Annotated in this window: 16 protein-coding genes; 12 read left to right on the forward strand and 4 right to left on the reverse strand. The window is 50.0% G+C overall.

The window, feature by feature from the left end:
- Positions 1–36: 36 nt before the first annotated feature.
- On the reverse strand, positions 37–1,947 hold the full coding sequence (locus tag AC07P6_RS21740) for a rhomboid family intramembrane serine protease (protein ID WP_478314610.1): 1,911 nt from the start codon (positions 1,945–1,947) through the stop codon (positions 37–39).
- 419 nt (positions 1,948–2,366) lie between these two features.
- Here AC07P6_RS21740 and AC07P6_RS21745 point away from each other — a divergent pair, with 419 nt between their 5' ends.
- The 7 genes from AC07P6_RS21745 to AC07P6_RS21775 all read left to right on the forward strand — a co-directional run bounded on the left by AC07P6_RS21745 (position 2,367) and on the right by AC07P6_RS21775 (position 11,351).
- On the forward strand, positions 2,367–3,278 hold the full coding sequence (locus AC07P6_RS21745; protein WP_434659780.1) for an amino acid ABC transporter substrate-binding protein: 912 nt from the start codon (positions 2,367–2,369) through the stop codon (positions 3,276–3,278).
- A 163-nt stretch (positions 3,279–3,441) separates the two neighbouring features.
- Positions 3,442–4,182: an amino acid ABC transporter permease gene (locus AC07P6_RS21750; protein WP_181483045.1), complete on the forward strand. Its 741-nt coding sequence runs from the start codon at positions 3,442–3,444 to the stop codon at positions 4,180–4,182.
- Complete coding sequence (gene gltK, locus AC07P6_RS21755) at positions 4,182–4,856, forward strand: glutamate/aspartate ABC transporter permease GltK (RefSeq protein ID WP_478317053.1); 675 nt, start codon at positions 4,182–4,184, stop codon at positions 4,854–4,856. The genes AC07P6_RS21750 and gltK overlap by 1 nt, the downstream gene beginning before the upstream one ends.
- Positions 4,856–5,581 (forward strand): amino acid ABC transporter ATP-binding protein, encoded by a 726-nt coding sequence (locus tag AC07P6_RS21760; RefSeq protein WP_110273342.1) that lies wholly within the window; start codon positions 4,856–4,858, stop codon positions 5,579–5,581. Before gltK ends, AC07P6_RS21760 begins: the two co-directional genes overlap by 1 nt.
- Positions 5,582–5,947: 366 nt before the next feature.
- Positions 5,948–7,621, forward strand: a complete 1,674-nt coding sequence (locus AC07P6_RS21765; protein WP_478314613.1) for a ShlB/FhaC/HecB family hemolysin secretion/activation protein — start codon at positions 5,948–5,950, stop codon at positions 7,619–7,621.
- Between the two features lie 69 nt (positions 7,622–7,690).
- Positions 7,691–9,478 carry a two-partner secretion domain-containing protein gene (locus AC07P6_RS21770; protein WP_478314615.1) on the forward strand — a complete coding sequence of 596 codons (1,788 nt, stop codon included), beginning with the start codon at positions 7,691–7,693 and terminating at the stop codon, positions 9,476–9,478.
- 187 nt (positions 9,479–9,665) lie between these two features.
- A complete protein-coding gene (locus tag AC07P6_RS21775; protein WP_478314617.1) occupies positions 9,666–11,351 on the forward strand; it encodes an Hsp70 family protein in 1,686 nt (561 codons plus the stop codon).
- A 55-nt stretch (positions 11,352–11,406) separates the two neighbouring features.
- Here the strand turns inward: AC07P6_RS21775 and AC07P6_RS21780 are convergent, their stop codons facing one another.
- The 3 genes from AC07P6_RS21780 to AC07P6_RS21790 all read right to left on the reverse strand — a co-directional run bounded on the left by AC07P6_RS21780 (position 11,407) and on the right by AC07P6_RS21790 (position 14,241).
- Entirely contained in the window at positions 11,407–12,819 is a 1,413-nt protein-coding gene (locus AC07P6_RS21780; RefSeq protein WP_478314619.1) for a J domain-containing protein, read from the reverse strand.
- A complete protein-coding gene (locus tag AC07P6_RS21785; RefSeq protein WP_478314621.1) occupies positions 12,816–13,526 on the reverse strand; it encodes a DUF1266 domain-containing protein in 711 nt (236 codons plus the stop codon). The genes AC07P6_RS21780 and AC07P6_RS21785 overlap by 4 nt, the downstream gene beginning before the upstream one ends.
- A 232-nt stretch (positions 13,527–13,758) precedes the next feature.
- Entirely contained in the window at positions 13,759–14,241 is a 483-nt protein-coding gene (locus AC07P6_RS21790; RefSeq protein ID WP_478317055.1) for a zinc ribbon-containing protein, read from the reverse strand.
- A gap of 227 nt (positions 14,242–14,468) precedes the next feature.
- Here AC07P6_RS21790 and leuS point away from each other — a divergent pair, with 227 nt between their 5' ends.
- The 5 genes from leuS (at position 14,469) to AC07P6_RS21815 (ending at position 20,034) form a co-directional block, all read left to right on the forward strand.
- A complete protein-coding gene (leuS, locus tag AC07P6_RS21795) occupies positions 14,469–17,051 on the forward strand; it encodes a leucine--tRNA ligase (RefSeq protein WP_434659790.1) in 2,583 nt (860 codons plus the stop codon).
- 14 nt (positions 17,052–17,065) lie between these two features.
- A complete protein-coding gene (gene lptE, locus AC07P6_RS21800; RefSeq protein ID WP_181483054.1) occupies positions 17,066–17,656 on the forward strand; it encodes an LPS assembly lipoprotein LptE in 591 nt (196 codons plus the stop codon).
- Positions 17,656–18,687, forward strand: coding sequence for a DNA polymerase III subunit delta (gene holA / locus AC07P6_RS21805; protein ID WP_478314624.1), 1,032 nt, complete (start codon positions 17,656–17,658; stop codon positions 18,685–18,687). Before lptE ends, holA begins: the two co-directional genes overlap by 1 nt.
- Entirely contained in the window at positions 18,680–19,330 is a 651-nt protein-coding gene (gene nadD, locus AC07P6_RS21810) for a nicotinate-nucleotide adenylyltransferase (RefSeq protein ID WP_304256990.1), read from the forward strand. The genes holA and nadD overlap by 8 nt, the downstream gene beginning before the upstream one ends.
- Before the next feature lie 74 nt (positions 19,331–19,404).
- A complete protein-coding gene (locus AC07P6_RS21815) occupies positions 19,405–20,034 on the forward strand; it encodes an adenosylcobalamin/alpha-ribazole phosphatase (RefSeq protein WP_304256988.1) in 630 nt (209 codons plus the stop codon).
- Positions 20,035–20,212: the final 178 nt, after the last annotated feature.

Genomic DNA, 20,212 nt, shown 5'->3' on the forward strand with positions numbered 1-20,212 from the left:
AATGGGGGGAAACGAACGCTCTTCCCCCATGTCCCATTAGTCAACATCAGGAAGACAGGCTACGTCACCATACTGCGGGTGACGAACCAGCACCCTCGGAGCAAGCGACTTATCGCGATCCAGCACCGTCAGCGCTTTTGCCCCCAACACGTATATCTGCTTGCCATCGGCTGAAAACCGAACTTGCCTTGCGCGGCTGGCAGGGTAACCCCCCACAACCTGGCTCGCATCCACGCTGAGCAGAACGATATATCCTTCCAACCCATAGGTCGATAGCGCGATATATCGACCATCCGGGCTTATCGCTTCAGCAGAATAGATACTTCGGCTGCACCATTGAGCCAGTAGCTTCGGCTGCTGTGATGTCTGGCCAATCCGTGAAATTCCCAGGCTGTCGGCAAAAATAACCTCACCCGTTTCCGGGCGAAAACCGACAACGCTCGTCATCCCCTGGGTATCCCCCGCCGGATAATCCACCTTCTGGTGGGTACTGGTATCAATGCGCACGATATCGCTTCTCCCCATATCGGGGACCAAAAGCGTTTTTTCATCCGACGAGAGCGCAATTGGCCTTATGTTAGAGCCGCCACTCTTACCTGCTCCGTCATATGTTCCCAGTGGAATATCGCCGATCGGCTGATATGACGTAAGGTCAATAGCTGAAATAGTGTTGCTGGTCCGGTTCATTATCCAGGCACGCTTACCGTCGCGAGAAATCACCATCGCGTCCGGGCTACGCCCCGTCGCCACCCGAATCACCGACAATGAATCCGGTTCAAACCCTGTCGCATAGAGCCGCGTTTCATCCGGACTAAGCTTCAGCGCCCTGACCCCCCGATCGCCACAATCACTACAGCGCCCTTTGTAATTTGCGGCCCTTACCGTACCAGTAAACGTCCTCAAAACCTTGTGCTGTTCCAGGCTGTAAACCGTGATGGTGTTGTTATCCTCAACCGCCGCGTACAGCGTCTTTCCATCCTTACTCAGCGCGATGTCGTTAATGTCAGGTATCTCAGCCAGTGTCCTGCCGCGGGCCTCCTCATTGCTTACCGGCTCTGGCAGCCTGATCATATGCTTTTCACGTTCATCAGCCAGCACCTTTCTTCTCAGCTGCCGCTCTTTCTCAACGGACAGGGGATAAAACTCATCACGCAGGCTCGCCCTGACCTCCAGGTCCGATTCATCAATCTGCCGGTGCGCAAGCCACGTCCCGCCCAGCAACAGCGCGCAGCAGCCGCAAAAGAGTAATGCATCCAGAAGCAGCTTTTTTCGCGATCCCATCTGAATCAGGACTATCGCAAAACCGATGGCTGCTCCGGCGCACAGTCCGCCGACGTGGCTGGCATTATCAACCTCCTGCTGAGTACCATACCAAAGCGTTAGCACGACCATGCCCAGCACGGAATACAATCTTCGCCGATCGTTTTCACTGCGCGTGCCTGGCTCCGCAAAAACCAGCGCGACTATTGATGCACCGGCCAGCCCCATAATGGCGCCGGACGCACCGATGCTGATAATCACCTGCGGTGCCAAAGACAAAAAATGGATGACAGTTTCACCACCAGTCCCCCGGTCGCTCAGTGCATAGCAGGCGCTCACGAGAGAACCGAAAGAGCCGGATAGCAAATACACAACCAACAGACGCCACCTGCCCAGCAATCTTTCAGCAACAGCGCCAATAACCGCCAGAGCAAGCATATTCAAGAACAGATGAGAAAAAGAGCCATGGAGAAAAAGGCTGGCAACCAGTCGCCAGGATTCGCCGGTTAACGTTAGCGCCGCAACGTTTGCTCCTAAGTGAATCAGCGTCGCGTGATTAATATCACCATCCACAGATGATCGAGAAAAATAGCCAAACCAAACCACGTTCAGGGCAATAAGGAGAAATGTTACATAAGGGATCTTAACGACGACGAAAGAAGGCGAGTTGAAATGTTGTGCAGCCATAGCGATTTTCTTCCCTGAAAATATGAACGCTAATAAGACCGCTATTTTAACTTAGAAATCAACTTATGCCGATGTGAACAGGGTGATCTCTCACTCAATTCAGCTTACTTCACCAGGTTCTGGCACGTGAATTGCAAAATAAATCTTAGAGATGAATTGCATTCGTCTACTGGCCACACGCTTGCACCGACACGGAGCAAGAGCAGCACTTAAACAGTGCAGCAAAGGATTTATGCCTCTTATTGGTGCGGTATGCTTCGCAAAAATCAACAATATAAGAGCAAAATCTTTACATTAAGCCAAACTAAATGCTAACAAGCATATACAAATACTGCACACAAAGATGGCAGCAATAAAAAGCACACACATTCACAATGGGCATCAATAGCGTCAATGACGCTGAGGATAAGGAGTCGGATATGCAATTACGTAAACTCGCCGCAGCAATGCTGGCCATAGGTCTGACCGCCAGCGCGGCGCATGCAGAAGATGCTGCACCTGCCACCGGGCAGAGCACTCTGGATAAAATTGCCAAAAACGGCGTGATCGTCGTTGGCCACCGTGAATCCTCCGTTCCGTTTTCTTACTATGACAACAAGCAGCAAGTCGTCGGCTATTCTCAGGACTACTCCAACGCCATTGTTGATGCTATCAAGAAGAAGCTGAACAAACCTGACCTGCAGGTAAAACTGATTCCGGTCACCTCGCAAAACCGTATCCCGCTGCTGCAAAACGGTACTTTTGATTTTGAATGCGGCTCCACGACTAACAACCTCGAACGGCAAAAACAAGCGGCCTTCTCCGACACGATCTTTGTTGTCGGTACGCGCCTGCTGGTGAAAAAAGGCGGTGCGATTAAAGACTTCGCGGACCTGAAGGATAAAGCCGTTGTTGTGACGTCGGGAACGACCTCAGAAATTCTGCTGCATAAGTTGAACGATGAGAAAAAAATGAATATGCGCATCATCAGTGCGAAAGACCATGGCGACTCTTTCCGCACCCTGGAAAGCGGTCGTGCAGTGGCCTTTATGATGGATGACGCGCTGCTGGCTGGTGAGCGAGCAAAAGCGAAGAAACCGGATAACTGGGAGATTGTAGGCACCGCTCAGTCTCAGGAAGCCTACGGCTGTATGCTGCGTAAAGACGATCCGCAGTTCAAAACGCTGGTAGACGAAACCGTCGCCCAGGCCCAGACCTCTGGCGAAGCGGCAAAATGGTTCGACAAATGGTTCAAAAACCCAATTCCGCCGAAGAACCTGAATATGAATTTCGAACTCTCTGAAGAGATGAAAGCGCTATTCAAATCACCAAACGACAAAGCTCTTAACTAATTAAAAAAACAAGGGGCGGGAAATCCTGCCCTCCCGATTGTTACTACAGCACGGACAGACTATACGGTGGCTGGTCGTTCCCCAGCCGCCGTGAATACCGCAACAAGCTGAGCAACAATCTTCGAGGGTAGCGCTGCTACCCTTTTTTTTCCAGGAGTCATTTATGTCAATAGACTGGAACTGGGGCATATTCCTGCAACAGGCCCCGTTCGGCAACACCACCTATTTAGGCTGGCTTTGGAGCGGTTTTCAGGTCACCGTCGCACTGTCGGTAACGGCCTGGATTATCGCCTTCTTCGTCGGTTCACTATTCGGTATTTTACGCACCGTTCCCAATCGCCTGTTATCAAGTATCGGTACCTGTTACGTTGAACTCTTCCGTAACGTCCCGCTTATTGTGCAATTCTTCACCTGGTATCTGGTGGTACCTGAACTGCTGCCGGAAGACCTTGGCATGTGGTTTAAGTCCGAGCTGGATCCGAATATTCAGTTCTTTGTCTCTTCCATGTTGTGTCTAGGATTATTCACTGCCGCTCGCGTCTGTGAACAGGTCCGCTCCGGCATTCAGTCGCTGCCGCGTGGACAGAAAAACGCCGGGCTGGCAATGGGGCTGACGCTGCCGCAAACCTACCGCTATGTTTTGCTGCCTAACGCCTACCGCGTTATCGTGCCACCAATGACTTCTGAAATGATGAACCTGGTGAAAAACTCGGCTATCGCCTCCACCATCGGGCTCGCCGATATGGCCGCACAAGCGGGTAAACTGCTGGATTACTCGGCTCACGCCTGGGAATCGTTTACCGCGATCACTCTCGCCTACGTGTTCATCAACGCAATTATTATGCTGGTAATGTATGTGGTTGAACGTAAAGTTCGCCTGCCGGGCAATTTGGGAGGCAAATGATGTACGATTTTGACTGGAGTTCCATTATTCCCTCCATGCCATACCTATTGGCTGGCCTGGTTATCACGCTAAAAATCACCGTTATCGCAATTGTTATCGGGATTGTCTGGGGAACAATTCTGGCCGTTATGCGCCTGTCGAGCTTCCTCCCGCTGGCATGGTTTGCTAAAACCTATGTTAACGTTTTTCGCTCTATCCCGCTGGTGATGGTCCTGCTGTGGTTTTATCTGATTGTTCCGGGCTTCCTGCAAAACGTGCTGGGATTGTCGCCGAAAACCGACATTCGCCTGATATCCGCGATGATTGCATTCTCCATGTTTGAAGCGGCGTACTACTCGGAAATTATACGCGCCGGTATTCAGAGTATCTCACGCGGCCAGTCCAGCGCCGCGCTGGCGCTGGGGATGACCCACTGGCAATCCATGAAGCTGATTATTTTGCCGCAAGCGTTTCGCGCCATGGTGCCACTGCTGCTCACCCAAGGTATTGTTCTATTTCAGGATACCTCACTGGTCTACGTCCTGAGTCTGGCAGACTTCTTCCGCACCGCCTCCACTATCGGCGAGCGCGACGGAACCCAGGTTGAAATGGTCCTGTTCGCAGGGGCCGTATATTTTATTATTAGTCTCAGCGCATCGCTGTTGGTCAGCTGGTTGAAGAAAAGGACTGTGTAATGATTACCCTGAAAAACGTTTCAAAATGGTATGGTCACTTTCAGGTACTGACCGATTGCTCCACGGAAGTGAAAAAAGGCGAAGTTGTGGTCGTTTGCGGGCCATCGGGTTCGGGCAAATCAACGCTGATTAAAACCGTTAACGGTCTGGAACCCATTCAACAAGGTGAAATCATCGTTGACGGCACCACGGTTAATGATAAAAAAACCAATCTGGCCAAACTTCGCTCCCGCGTTGGGATGGTGTTCCAGCACTTTGAACTGTTCCCACATCTGTCAATTATCGAAAATCTGACGCTGGCTCAGGTCAAGGTGCTTAATCGCGATAAAGCCGCTTCCCGCGCCAAAGGGTTAAAATTACTGGAGCGTGTAGGTCTCTCAGCTCATGCAGATAAATTTCCAGCCCAGCTTTCCGGCGGTCAACAACAGCGTGTGGCGATTGCCCGGGCGCTATGTATGGACCCTATTGCGATGCTGTTTGACGAACCCACCTCTGCGCTTGACCCGGAGATGATTAACGAAGTACTGGACGTCATGGTTGAACTGGCTAATGAAGGAATGACTATGATGGTGGTGACCCATGAAATGGGCTTTGCCCGCAAAGTGGCCAACCGGGTGATCTTTATGGATGAAGGGAAAATTGTCGAAGATGCTGATAAAGAAGCCTTCTTCGCTAATCCTCAATCCGAACGAGCTAAAGATTTCCTCGCAAAAATTCTGCACTAAATTTCAGGCGTGTACGTAAAGTACACGCCGCCCCCCTCAGTCATATTCAATATGATTGAATATTAAAGTCAAAATAATCACATGTTATATATCAAATCTCATCTGTAATAATTCACAAGATGAAATAATCAATTCAAATAAAATTCAGGTTTTGTATCGTAGCCTGAATAATCTCGTATAGCTAACATAGCGCAACTTTTTACAACGACGCCGAGTATGTCGTTAAGTGATTTATTTTGGCGTTTTATAAAAAATAAAATTTTTTAAAGAGTGAGTACCTGATTCGCCTTACTGACAAAATAGCCCCAAGTCGGAGACAGGCAAGCTGGGGTATACTTATCAAATGAAACAAATGGACATTGCTTCATGAAAAAAAACCAAAAAAAACTGCTCAACGCTATTTTGATTTATCTATTTCTTTCAGCATCCACCTTCGCGAATGTATCCACCAGCCATACCAACCAGACTGAGCAGGATAAAGCACGCCAAAGCGCATTAAAACCTGAGCAACAGGAATATCAGTCATCACGATCTGGATCCTATAAACATAAATTAGTCTTTCCATCGGAGACAACGTGCCAATATATCAATAAGGTCGACATCATTTCCGATGATGAAAAATTAACCCAGCGTCTGTTAGGCGGTATTGCTATTCAGGCGGAACACCAATGCCTGGGCATTGCAGGTATACGCATACTCACTGCAACCTTACAAAACGAATTAATTACTCAGGGTTATATCACTTCGCTTATTGATGTTCCTTCACAATCTCTGAATAGCGGTATCCTAAAAATTACGCTCACCTATGGTCACATTGGTGACATCACCTGGTCTGCGGACAATAAAGCAACAACCAGCCTATGGAACTCTATGCCTTCTGCCAGCGGAGACATACTGAAGCTGACCGATCTAGAACAAGGAATGGCTAACCTGCAGCGTACCCCAGGTTCATCAGCTCGAATGAAAATTGTTCCCGGACAAAAAAACGCTGAGAGTGATATTCAACTCACACGTGATTTGACAAAGAAATGGCAAATCGGCGCCTGGCTGGATGACGCCGGAAGTCGCGCCAGTGGACGTTATCAGGGCGGTGGTGCACTTTATCTTTATGATTTAACCACCCTGAATGACATTTTGTACTTCTCAGCCGGCGGTGACGTTGAATTCAATCAACATGATGATGGTAACCAGAATAGCAGCCTTTATTACTCCATCCCCTTTGGCTACTGGTCATTAAGCCTCTACGGCTCACAGAGTGAGTATCTTCAACAATTTAAGGGTAACTACTCGGTTACTGAATATAAAAGTAAAAACCGTTATGCCAGTGCAACGCTGTCGCGCCTGCTTTCACATACTCGGCAACAGAAAACAACGCTGGATGCCCGCATAGCAAAGAGCACATCGCACTACTATTTTGGCGGTAGTGAACTCAGCGTAATGCGCAAGCAAAATCCGGTTTGGGAGTTAACCTTACGCCAGCAGCGTTACTTTGATAAAAAGATCGTCGAGGCCAGCCTGGGCGTACAGCGTAGTTTGCCCTGGCTAAGCTCCACGCCCACTCCGGAGGAGAAAGCCGGGCTCTATAGCAAACTTTCACGCGTGGTCCATTTGGATATCCAGGCCTATATGAAATTTGCCCTGACAGGCGATCGATTCAGCTACGCTCCGCATATCAATGCTCAATTTAGTCCTGACATATTATCTACCGATAATAAATTCAATATTGGTAACCGTTGGACTGTACGTGGTTTCGATGGCGAAAATACCCTTTCTGGTAACCAGGGCTGGTACTGGAGTAACGATTTTATTTGGGACATCCCCCACCCCGGCCAGCAGTTTTATTTAGGCCTGGATATTGGCCGTATTACCGGCGAGGAACAATACAAAAAAGGGAAAGTCATATCAGGTGCAGTAAGCGGGCTCCGTGGAGAATTATTTTCGACTCAGTATGATTTTTTCATTAGCACGCCACTCATCAAACCCGATAGCTTTCATACCGACCCGTTTAATCTCGGCTTTTCATTAAAATGGAGATATTAGTACTGTCATTTATTCAAACCCACTAATTGTTAATTTTCTCATCCAATAATATTTAAAGGTATTAATTTAATGTTTAAATTCAAACTTTCTTACGTCATGCTGGCGGCAGCGCTTAGCTCAAGCTTTGTTTACGCCGACCCAACTACCTATACCCACTCTTCTGGCACTAAAGTCATTGATATTGAAAAACCCAATGCGGCTGGTGTATCACATAACATGTATCGTGATTTTAATGTTGACAGCAAGGGCCTGATTCTCAACAACAGCGCTAACGATCTTAAACACGATTCGCTGGGTAATATAGCAAAGAACAATAATCTGACTGATGGTAGCGCCTCCGTTATTCTTAATGAAGTTATCTCAAACAAATCCAGCGCGTTGAACGGTTTTATTGAGGTTGCCGGGCAGAAAGCTGATGTCATCATCGCTAACCCAAACGGTATCAGCTGTTCAGGCTGTAGCTTTATCAACACCAATAAAGCGGTACTCACCACCGGCAAGGTTAATCTGTCCGACAGTGGAGAAATCAGCAGTTATACCGTCACCGGAGGTATGTTGACCATTGGGCAAAACGGAATGGATGCCACGAATAGTTATGCCGCTCTGCTCGCAGACGTGATAGCGATTAACGGTACAGTTAACGCGGCCAACGCTACTGTGGGCGCTGGAAATTTTACATTTGATAATAGTACTGGCGCAATGACCTCTGCCGGGAAATCCGCCACGGTGATGCAAACATTGTTCCCTGAATACAGCGTCGACATCAGCAATCTCGGCGGTATTAAGGCGAACAGCATTAGCATGGTCGGCAATAATCTGGGCTTCGGCGTACGTAATAAAGGTACTATTGTTGCGAATACCACTCTTGCCATGACCAGCAATGGTTCACTGACCAATGAAGGTTCCATTGCCAGCAATGGTATGGTCACTCAGATAGTTTCTGCCGGCAATCTTAAAAATACTGGAAATATCTCTACCACTAATACCACCCTGCTCAACAGCTTGAGTTCACTTACAAATAGTGGGACTGTCTCCAGCACTCGTCAGTTGTTAGTCAATGCATCTGGAAATATCGAAAACACAGGTACCCTAAAAGCCAGCACCGCATTGAGCATAGCGACTAACGGTAGCCTGACAACAACATATGGCTCTAACCTGCGTTCTGATAACCAATTAGTAGTGGTTGCTCTCGGCAATATCGATAATGGAGGTTCCACCAGAGGTAATAACACAATAGTAACTTTTGGAGGAGACACACTTAAAGTAACCGGGAATATTTACGGCTATGATACATTGACAGTTCAGGCTAATAAGAGCGGCAGCATGACCTCAGGTGAAATTACCAATTCAGGTACTATGTCAGGAAAAAATGTAACTGTACAGACAAATGGTACTCTGGCAATAGATTCAGGTCACCTACTTGCCTCAGAGTCGTTAACTACCCATAGTTACTGGTTAAATAACGCCAAAGGTAATATTCGCGGTGATGATGCAACGATAAACTTAAATAACACGGTAACCAGTAACACCGGTCATATCATTGGCAAAAAAATAAATATAACAACAAAACTAGATCTACTTAATGAAGGTCTCATTCAGTCTTTAGGTGATTTAGATATTAATACTCAGGGTCGCGGTAATATCATCAACCGTAGCGTTTTCAAAGCGGCTGGAACCATGACCCTGGATGCCACAAAAGTCATAAACGGCGGCTACGGTTGCGGTTGGTTCAATCTAAAAACATGCGGTACAGGGTCGCTAAGTGCCAACAAGCTAATTCTGAACTCTACTCATAATTATGCCAGCAATATGGGCGGAAATCAGTACTTCAAAGTAACCGAAGTTAACACCAGATAATACAATTCATTAACTATATCTGCTGGCGTTTATCACGCCAGCATCTTTACACCTTCAACTATCTGTGCAGAAAATGACTATCTCTGTGGGATATCCCGCTCTGAACCTCTTAATTTGACTAAGATCACGATAAACAAACACAGCTCCCTTATCCTGCAACTTCTTTTCTTCTACTTTGATGAATGCAATGGATAATGCAAACCTTGCTATTGGTATCGATCTCGGTACCACCAATAGTTTAATCGCCGTCTGGCAAAATGGTGCCGCACAACTCATCCCAAATAAATTTGGTCAATACTTAACACCATCAGTAATTAGTCTTGATGATAACAATCAGATTCTGGTAGGAAAACCGGCAGTTTCACGCAAAACGTCCCACCCGGATAAAACAGCAGCATTATTTAAGCGGGCAATGGGTAGTAATACGAACTGGCAACTTGGTAATGAGTCCTTTTCCGCACCAGAATTATCTTCGTTGGTATTGCGTTCATTAAAAGAGGACGCAGAAGAGTATCTGCAGCAACCTATCCATGATGTCGTCATCTCTGTCCCCGCTTACTTTAGTGATGAACAGCGCAAACATACGCGCCTGGCGGCGGAACTGGCGGGCCTGAACGCGGTTAGATTGATAAACGAACCGACCGCCGCAGCTATAGCCTACGGGCTACATACTCGCCAGAATACGCGCTCACTCATCTTCGATCTCGGAGGCGGCACCTTTGACGTCACCGTGCTGGAATACGCTTTTCCTGTGATTGAGGTTCGCGCTTCTGCGGGTGATAACTATCTTGGTGGAGAAGACTTTACTCGATTATTGCTGGAGGATGCACTCAAACGCTGGCAATTAGATCCACTGAAAATTAGCCGTAATGCCCTCTCAGCCCTCTATAGCCAACTCGAAAGCGCAAAATGTAATGGATTGTTCCCGCTCAGCTGTACGTGGCAGCATCAGGAATGTTTACTGGAAATCAGCTGGCACGAAGATGAACTGGAAACGCTATGGCTGCCGCTGCTTAACCGCCTTCGCGCCCCAATAGAACAAGCGCTTAGAGATTCGTTACTGGCCCCCGAACAGATAGACAGCCTGGTGCTGGTTGGCGGCGCATCCCAGCATGCTCTGGTACAGCGCATTGCCGTACGCCTGTTCGGAAAAATGCCGTATAAAAATTACGATCCCAGTACCATCGTAGCTCTGGGAGCCGCGACGCAAGCCGCTTGCCGCCTGCGTCATGAAGATATTGAAGAAGTAATCCTCACCGACGTCTGCCCCTATACCCTGGGCGTCGAGGTTTGCTCAAACGGCACTGACGGCGTGTTCTCGCCAATTATTGAGCGAAACACCACCGTACCGGTATCAAAGGTCGAAACCTATTACACCCAACATCCGGAACAGAAATACATTGAAGTCAGCATCTACCAGGGCGAAAGCCATAAGGTGAAAAATAATATTCTGGTTGATGAATTATCTATCGAGCTGACTAAAACAGGCTCCATTCAGTCGCTGGATATCCGCTTTAGTTATGATATCAATGGCCTTCTGGAGGTGGATGTTATCTTCCCTGATTCCGGCCAGCGGATCTCGAAGGTGATTAACCGCAGCCCGCTCCAACTCAGCCAACAGCAAATTGACGCCAGTCGAGTGCGCCTGGAAGCGTTAAAAATCTGCCCCAGAGACCTGCTGATTAATCGAACATTTAAAGCACAGTTGGAAGAAAAATGGTCTCGGGCATTAAGTGATGAACGCCAGTGGATTGGGCACATCATTACCGAGTTTGAGAATGCACTGCGGGAAAACGACGCGCAGGCCGCCGAGAATATTCGCCGAAAAACCTGCGCGGAGTTGGGTATCGCGCTAGACCTCGATGCCCCCTGAATTAAGGCATCTTATCTATATTATGCTGGAGCACGCGCTCCAGCAGATTTATACATCAACCAAAAAGGTGCAAAATCCGACTTAACGCCCCAGCGACCAGAAAAATGTAGAAAATCACTTTAACAACGCTGAATACGCTGAACGGTTTTGTATTGCTGTTGGCACTATCCGATTGATCGACACCATCTGCGGTCGACGTTTCTGTCCCTGGTGGCATCAGGGCACCAATAATCAGCGCCTCAAAGGGACAAAGATCGTCCGCCATCTGCCTCTCAACCAAAGGAAGGTAGTGCTTTGTTGCTGGTAATTTCTGACGAACCAATAGCTCAGCGAGATGATACAGAGGCCAGCGCGGATGCGAACGGTATTGTTTATCAATCTCCGGGAATTTACTTTGCAAAACACGCGTCACAAAACAACGGCTCAATGGCGATAATATCCCGCTATGCAGGGCTTCAGCCCACAGTAAACGCGTGCGGGCGCTGGTGCCGTGGAAGTAAGCCAACTCTTCACCCTCGCTGCCCCGCTGCTCATGCCTTTCAACTGCCAGGACCACCAGCGGATAGTCGTCAGGGCGATTCTGGCGGCACCAGTGCAGCAGCAGATTATCCATCTGCGTAGACGGCTCCTGTTTCCACAGAGCGCAAAGCTCAGGCAGCAGGCTGTCACCTTCACCACAATAAACACGCTGAGTATATTCATAATATTGTGGGCTGCTATTATCCGGTTCATCCTCTCTCCACGCTTTCGCAACGGGAATCAGCTCCGGGATCCCCCATTGCAGCGAGCTGTACCAACGCAGAAAACGTCGCTGGAACTGAAGATCATCCGGTACAATCGTTACGCCATGCTGATTGATAAACTGGGAAAAAAACGCGGGATGGTTGAAAAAAGATCCTTCCAGAGCAGCATAAAATGCGATGGTCTGATTTTGCACTTCTGCGGGTAAATGCAACAACAGCGAGTAATCGAACATATCGCCATGTTGAACGTCCCGTAGAAAATCTTCCAGTGCTTCTCTATCCACCGCTTCGCCACCGTCAAGTCGCTCCCAGCTCAGCCTTTCCGCCAACAGCCTCAGACACATATACGAAACCGGATACGCTTCCTGAGCAATGGCGTACAGAGGCCAGCGCAGCCTCTCTACCAGCTTAATAGGGAGCGTGTTAATTTGCTGAATAAAACGCTGCCAGGCTGCTGGTTGAAATCGCCGTTCATCGCAGGCCAGCAAATCGCGAAACACTTCCTGGATTTCATTAATCTGCTGCGTATTCGCATCCACCACCACCACTGGCGCAGCGGGTTTTTTAGCTTCCTGCAAAGCGCTTTCATAAGCCTGACGAAGCGCTTTAAACCCCTGAGGATCGCTTTCCGGGTGGAACGACGGTAGCAATGCCAGGTAGGCCTGACGAATAGCATCTGCATCGTGGGTATACTCAATACCAAGAACTTCCCAACATGTTTTCATAGGTCGCTAACATCCTTGAGCGTTTCCGGGCATTCGGGATAATCCATTAATGGCCGCCACGGCAACGTGGCGTAAAAACTATCCTCTTGCGACACCAGGTCCCGAAACATGCGTTCACCCGCTTTGTCATATTCTTTATGCGCTAAAAATATTCTTAGTTCCTCCAGATCATCTCCTTCTGGCGATTGCCAGTACAGCCGTCCCAGCGAGTAGGCGGCGTAATACTGCACCCAGCCGCTATAAAAATGCAGCACCCGAAGATGCACCCGCGATTGCAGCCATAGGCTCTCCTCTTGCGTTAACCATTTATTGAGTACACCCACTCGGCACAGAAACCCCATACGAACATAATCCCAGGCGCGTATCCCCCCTTCGCCACAGCACATCGCCGTTTCGGCAACAAACTGCGCGAAAGCGCGCCCTTTGTCACCCAGCCCATCACAGATAAGTGCCTGCCACTCCTGCGGCGAAAAGCGAAACCAATTGCAATAAAAACCAGCCAACTGTGTCGCATGGCCATCATCCGTCATGCGATAAACGGTTTGAATTAATTCATCGCGATTTTCAATACCCCAGGAAGAGGCGAGATCGAAAAACTTCATTCCTTCATACATTTTTGGTGACGTGTGTGATGGGGAACAATCGTGGTTCAGAATTTCCATTGGAGTAGAAAGTGCAAATAATAAATATTGATCGTCTTTATTCATAAAGCAGTATCCATTGCTATCGATTTTATATTTCAATCGATAATGATATTTTGATCGTGTTATTCAGCCGTAATATACGGTGAGTATAAATCCAATGGAGATAAAAAGAACGAGCGGCATTTTCTTAAAAACAAAGGCCAATATATTGATGGGATTTATATTGGCCTTCTAATTTATTCTAAATTCTACTCAACAACGCCCGATGCATATTTATCACGCCGGGCCTCATTATTTATGGTTCGAATGGCCGACGCTGAAACTGATCGTGCCCGCATTTTGGGCAGCGTGGCAGTACATCTGGGGTATAGACCGGCAGATGATAATGACACTTCTCACACACCAAATTTCCCAGTCCCACCACTTCACCACTGTGGTAAACGCCGTGATGGCTGAGATCCTGAAACACCTCACGCCACTCAAGCTGAGTTTTATCCGTAATATCCGCTAACTCCTGCCACAGGCTTTCTTTAATCACGCGCATAAAGACGCTATCGGTGAGTTCATCCTGACTCTCTTCATAGCTGAGCGCGAACTCCTCCAGATCACGTCTGACAGCACGGATAACGTTCTCGATTTCGCTCTGCGTTAACTCGCCGGACTGGCTGATTTTAATCCTGGCCTGCTCCACCAGCGCATCAATATCGCGTTCTCCATTGCGTAACCGCTCGCTAAGCGTCGACACCAGCTCTCGGTAGAATTGAGCAACCTTGTTCATCATTTCGCCTCCGGTGTGGTTAACTTCTTATAATAATAGACGTTATTTTCCCGGTGCTTTGCCAGTTAGCCCACATAGTCGTGAAATTTTCTCCGCCGCTTTCATCCATGGAAAGTGTGCGAAAGGCTGTTTTGACGTTGGCGTTTGGGCTATGCTATGCCGATCTGAAATAACACATCCATTGGCTACGCTTTGTAGCTGTATTGAACACAGGACCACTGGCTGCCATGCAAGAGCAATACCGCCCGGAAGAGATAGAATCGAAAGTCCAGCTTCACTGGGACGATAATCGTACATTTGAAGTAACTGAAGACGAGAGCAAAGAGAAGTATTACTGCCTGTCGATGCTTCCTTATCCTTCTGGTCGACTACACATGGGCCACGTGCGCAACTACACCATCGGCGACGTGATTGCTCGTTACCAGCGTATGCTGGGCAAAAACGTACTTCAGCCTATCGGCTGGGATGCATTCGGTCTGCCTGCTGAAGGTGCAGCGGTAAAAAATAACACCGCTCCGGCCCCGTGGACCTACGACAACATCGCCTACATGAAAAACCAGCTGAAAAAGCTGGGATTCGGCTATGACTGGAGTCGTGAAGTTGCGACCTGTACCCCGGAATATTACCGCTGGGAACAGAAGTTCTTCACCGAACTGTATAAAAAAGGTCTGGTCTATAAAAAGACCTCAGCCGTTAACTGGTGTCCGAACGATCAAACCGTTCTCGCCAACGAACAGGTTATCGATGGCTGCTGCTGGCGCTGCGATACCAAAGTTGAGCGTAAAGAGATCCCGCAGTGGTTTATCAAAATCACCGCCTACGCGGACGAGCTGCTGAACGATCTGGATAACCTAGATCACTGGCCGGATACCGTGAAGACCATGCAGCGCAACTGGATTGGTCGCTCTGAAGGCGTCGAAATCTCCTTCGACGTGAACGAGTATGCTGACAAGCTGACGGTCTATACCACCCGTCCTGACACCTTTATGGGTTGCACCTACCTGGCCGTTGCAGCGGGTCACCCGCTGGCGCAGCAGGCTGCTGCCAACAACCCAGCGCTGGCTGCCTTTATTGACGAATGCCGCAATACCAAAGTTGCCGAAGCGGATATGGCGACCATGGAGAAAAAAGGCATTGATACCGGCTTTAAGGCAATTCACCCGCTGACCGGCGAAGCCATCCCGGTATGGGCGGCAAACTTTGTGCTGATGGAATACGGTACTGGCGCAGTGATGGCCGTTCCGGGCCACGATCAGCGCGACTACGAGTTCGCCAGCAAATATGGTCTGAACATTAAGCCGGTTATTCTGGCTGCTGACGGGTCTGAACCCGATCTGTCCGCTCAGGCGATGACTGACAAAGGCGCGCTGTTTAACTCTGGTGAGTTCAGCGGTCTTGATCACGCAGCGGGCTTCAACGCTATCGCTGACAAACTGGCTTCTCTCGGCGTTGGCAAACGTAAGATCAACTACCGCCTGCGTGACTGGGGTGTATCCCGTCAGCGCTACTGGGGCGCGCCGATCCCAATGGTCACCCTGGAAGATGGCACAGTAATGCCAACGCCGGAAGATCAGCTGCCGGTTATCCTGCCGGAAGATGTGGTGATGGATGGGATCACCAGCCCAATCAAGGCCGACCCTGAGTGGGCGAAAACCACCGTCAACGGTCAGCCTGCGCTGCGTGAAACCGATACTTTCGACACCTTTATGGAGTCTTCCTGGTACTATGCGCGCTATACCTGCCCGCAGTATGACGAGGGAATGCTGGACCCGAAAGCGGCAAACTACTGGCTGCCGGTTGATATTTATATTGGCGGTATCGAACACGCCATCATGCACCTGCTCTACTTCCGCTTCTTCCACAAGCTGATGCGCGATGCGGGCATGGTTAACTCCGACGAACCGGCTAAACAACTGCTGTGTCAGGGTATGGTGCTGGCGGATGCCTTCTATTACGTCGGCGAAAACGGCGAGCGCAACTGGGTTTCCCCGAAAGACGCGACCGTGGAACGTGACGAGAAAGGCCGTATCGTTAAAGCCTTCGACCCGCAAGGCCGCGAGCTGGTGTATACCGGCATGAGCAAGATGTCTAAGTCAAAAAACAACGGCATCGACCCGCAGGAAATGGTTGAGCGTTACGGCGCGGACACCGTGCGTCTGTTTATGATGTTCGCCTCTCCGGCAGACATGACCCTCGAGTGGCAGGAGTCTGGCGTAGAAGGTGCTAACCGCTTCCTGAAGCGCGTCTGGAAACTGGTTTACGAACACACCACCCAGGGTGCTGTTGCCGCGCTGGATGTTGCCAGCCTGAGCGAAGATCAGAAAGCGCTGCGCCGCGACGTGCATAAAACGATTGCCAAAGTAACCGATGATATCGGCCGTCGTCAGACCTTCAACACCGCCATTGCGGCGATTATGGAGCTGATGAACAAGCTGGCGAAAGCGCCGCAGGAAAGCGAACAGGATCGCGCGCTGATGCGTGAGGCTCTGCTGGCGGTCGTGCGTATGCTCAACCCGTTCACCCCTCATGCCAGCTTTACTCTGTGGCAGGAGCTGGGCGGCGAAGGCGACATTGACAACACGCCGTGGCCGGTCGCTGATGAAGGCGCGATGGTTGAAAACACCACCCTGGTCGTCGTCCAGGTAAATGGTAAAGTTCGTGGTAAAATTACCGTTGCGGTGGATGCAACCGAAGAGCAGGTTCGTGAACGTGCTGGTCAGGAACATCTGGTCGCGAAATATCTTGACGGTGTGACCGTGCGTAAAGTCATTTACGTTCCGGGTAAACTGCTCAATCTGGTCGTTGGCTAAGCGCGGGAGGAAGCGTGCGATATCTGGCAACATTGGTGTTATCTCTGGCGGTGTTAATCACCGCCGGTTGCGGCTGGCATCTACGTAGTACTACGCAGGTTCCAACCGCAATGAAAACCATGATCCTCCAGTCGGGCGATCCGAATGGTCCATTAAGTCGTGCGGTCCGTAATCAGCTGCGTCTGAACGGTATCGAACTGGTCGATGCCAGCACTTTGCGCAAAGATATTCCTTCTTTGCGTCTGGAATCATCGTCGATTCAGAAAGATACAGCATCTATTTTCCAGGATGGCCGTACGGCAGAATATCAAATGGTGATGACGGTGAATGCCAGCGTGCTGATCCCGGGCCATGATATCTATCCGATCACGACCAAAGTCTATCGCTCGTTCTTCGATAACCCGCAGGCGGCGTTAGCGAAAGATGCTGAGCAGGACATGATCATCCAGGAGATGTACGATAAAGCCGCGGAACAACTGATCCGTAAGCTGCCAAGCGTTCATGTCGCGGATGTCGAAGCCACAAAAGAGGATGAGAAGCCGGTCGCCACGACCCCAGCATCTTCAACCTCCGGCAACCGCGTCTCCACTACGCTGGGTAACTGATGATTCGGTTGTACCCGGAACAGCTCCGCGCGCAGCTCACTGAAGGGCTGCGCGCGGCCTATCTGCTGCTTGGCAACGACCCACTGCTGTTGCAGGAAAGTCAGGACGCGATACGCGAAGCCGCTGCTGCCCAGGGCTTTATCGAACACCACTCCGCCACTATTGATGCCAGCACCGACTGGTCTGCCCTGTTCTCTCTGAGCCAGGCGATGAGCCTGTTTGCCAGTCGTCAAACGCTGCTGCTGATACTGCCGGAAAACGGCCCTAATGCCGCCATCAATGAACAGCTGGCGACGCTTGTCGACATGCTTCACGACGACTTATTGCTGATTGTTCGCGGCAATAAGCTAACAAAAGCTCAGGAAAACGCCGCGTGGGTGACAACCCTTGCCAATCGTGCGGTACAAGTGAGCTGCCAGACGCCGGAATATGCCCAGCTACCGCGCTGGCTCGCCGCACGCGCAAAACAAAATAATCTGCAGCTTGATGACGCAGCCAGCCAACTGTTGTGCTACTGCTATGAAGGCAATCTGCTGGCACTGGCGCAGGCCCTCGAACGTCTGTCATTACTGTGGCCTGACGGCAAACTGACGCTACCGCGCGTTGAACAGGCGGTGAATGATGCCGCTCATTTCACCCCTTATCACTGGGTTGATGCGTTACTGGCAGGCAAAAGTAAGCGCGTCCTGCACGTGCTGCAACAACTGCGTCTGGAAGGCAGCGAACCGGCAATTCTACTGCGAACACTCCAGCGTGAGCTGCTGCTGCTGGTGAACCTGAAACGACAATCTGCTCATACTCCGCTGCGTTCGTTATTCGATAAGCATCGGGTGTGGCAGAATCGCCGGCAGTTGGTCAGCGATGCTCTCGCTCGCCTCAGTGCCGACCAGTTACGTCAGGCCGTCACGTTATTGACCCGTGCAGAACTCACCTTCAAGCAGGATTACGGACACTCCGTCTGGCCCGAGCTGGAAAGTCTCTCTTTGTTGCTCTGCCATAAAGCACTGGCAGACGTTTTTATTGATGGTTGATATGACTCAGTTGCAGGCTATGTACGGCGGCACCTTCGATCCGGTGCACTATGGTCACCTTAAACCGGTGGAAATTCTGGCTAACCAAATCGGTCTGAATAAAGTCATTATTGTACCCAACAATGTGCCGCCGCACCGCCCGCAGCCTGAGGCCACCAGCGACCAGCGTAGGCACATGCTGGAGCTTGCCATCGCCGATAAGCCTTTGTTTATCCTTGACGATCGTGAACTTAAACGTGATACACCGTCATATTCGGCGCAAACATTGCGGGAGTGGCGCCAGGAGCAAGGGCCGAAACAACCGCTGGCCTTTGTTATTGGCCAGGATTCGCTTCTCACCTTTACCACCTGGCACGACTATGAAAGCATTCTTGATAACGTTCATTTGATCGTTTGCCGGCGTCCGGGCTATCCGCTGGCAATGGATTGCGAACAAGATCAGCTGTGGCTGGACAAACATCTGACCCACGATGTTGAGCGCCTGCACAGCAGCCCAGCAGGCGTTATCTATCTGGCCGAGACGCCATGGTTTGATATCTCGGCAACAATAATCCGCCAGCGTCTTGAGACGGGTGAATCCTGCGCCGATATGCTGCCAGCAGCAGTACTGGACTATATCCGCCAGCAAAAGCTTTATTGTTGACCCGGCGCTGGCGATGCCGCTGATAAACAGAGTATCGTTGTGCTTCGTCTCTTTCCTCATTAGCGAGGTTAATCATGAAATTATGGTTAGTTCGTCACGGTGAAACCGAGGCCAACGTCGCGGGCCTGTACAGCGGGCATGCTCCAACTTCATTAACCGAACGTGGCGTCAGGCAAGCGCACGCCCTGGGAAAGCGCCTTCATGCTGTCCCCTTCCAGCGCGTATTTTGTAGTGAACTCGAACGAACGCAACGCACGGCCAGCCTGCTGCTTGGCGAACGAGAAATTCCCCAACACTGTTTTCCCGAACTCAATGAAATGTTCTTTGGCGACTGGGAAATGCGCCACCATAGGGAGTTACAGCATGAGGATGCGGAAAACTACGCCGCCTGGTGCGCCGACTGGCAGCACGCCGCCCCCACCAACGGTGAAGGCTTTCAAGCGTTTGCCCAGCGGGTTTCCGGCTTTACCGCCACCCTCCCTCAGTATCAACAGCTTGAGCATCTATTAATCGTCGGTCATCAGGGCGTCCTTAGCCTGTTGATTGCCCAATTGCTCAACATGCCGGCTGCCTCAATGTGGCACTTCCCCATCGAGCATGGCGCATGGAGCATGGTCGATATCCAACCAGATTTCGCCACGCTTCGGGTGCTAAATAGCCAGGCCGTTTGGCTAGCGGAAGAAGAATTGCGTGCAGACCATTGACAGGCCAAAGCAGACTGTTATTCTCCGCAGCCAGGCTGCACCCGCCATTTGAAGTTTGCAGAAATTGTTTTACAAAAATGGCGATGCAATCATCGGCGATGGATGGGATGATAGCCGCCTTCACCGCCTGTCTATCGACATTTATCCCGACTTTGTCACCAGTTCGGGTATACTGTCA

This window comes from Klebsiella sp. GFKo11, from assembly GCF_056490265.1.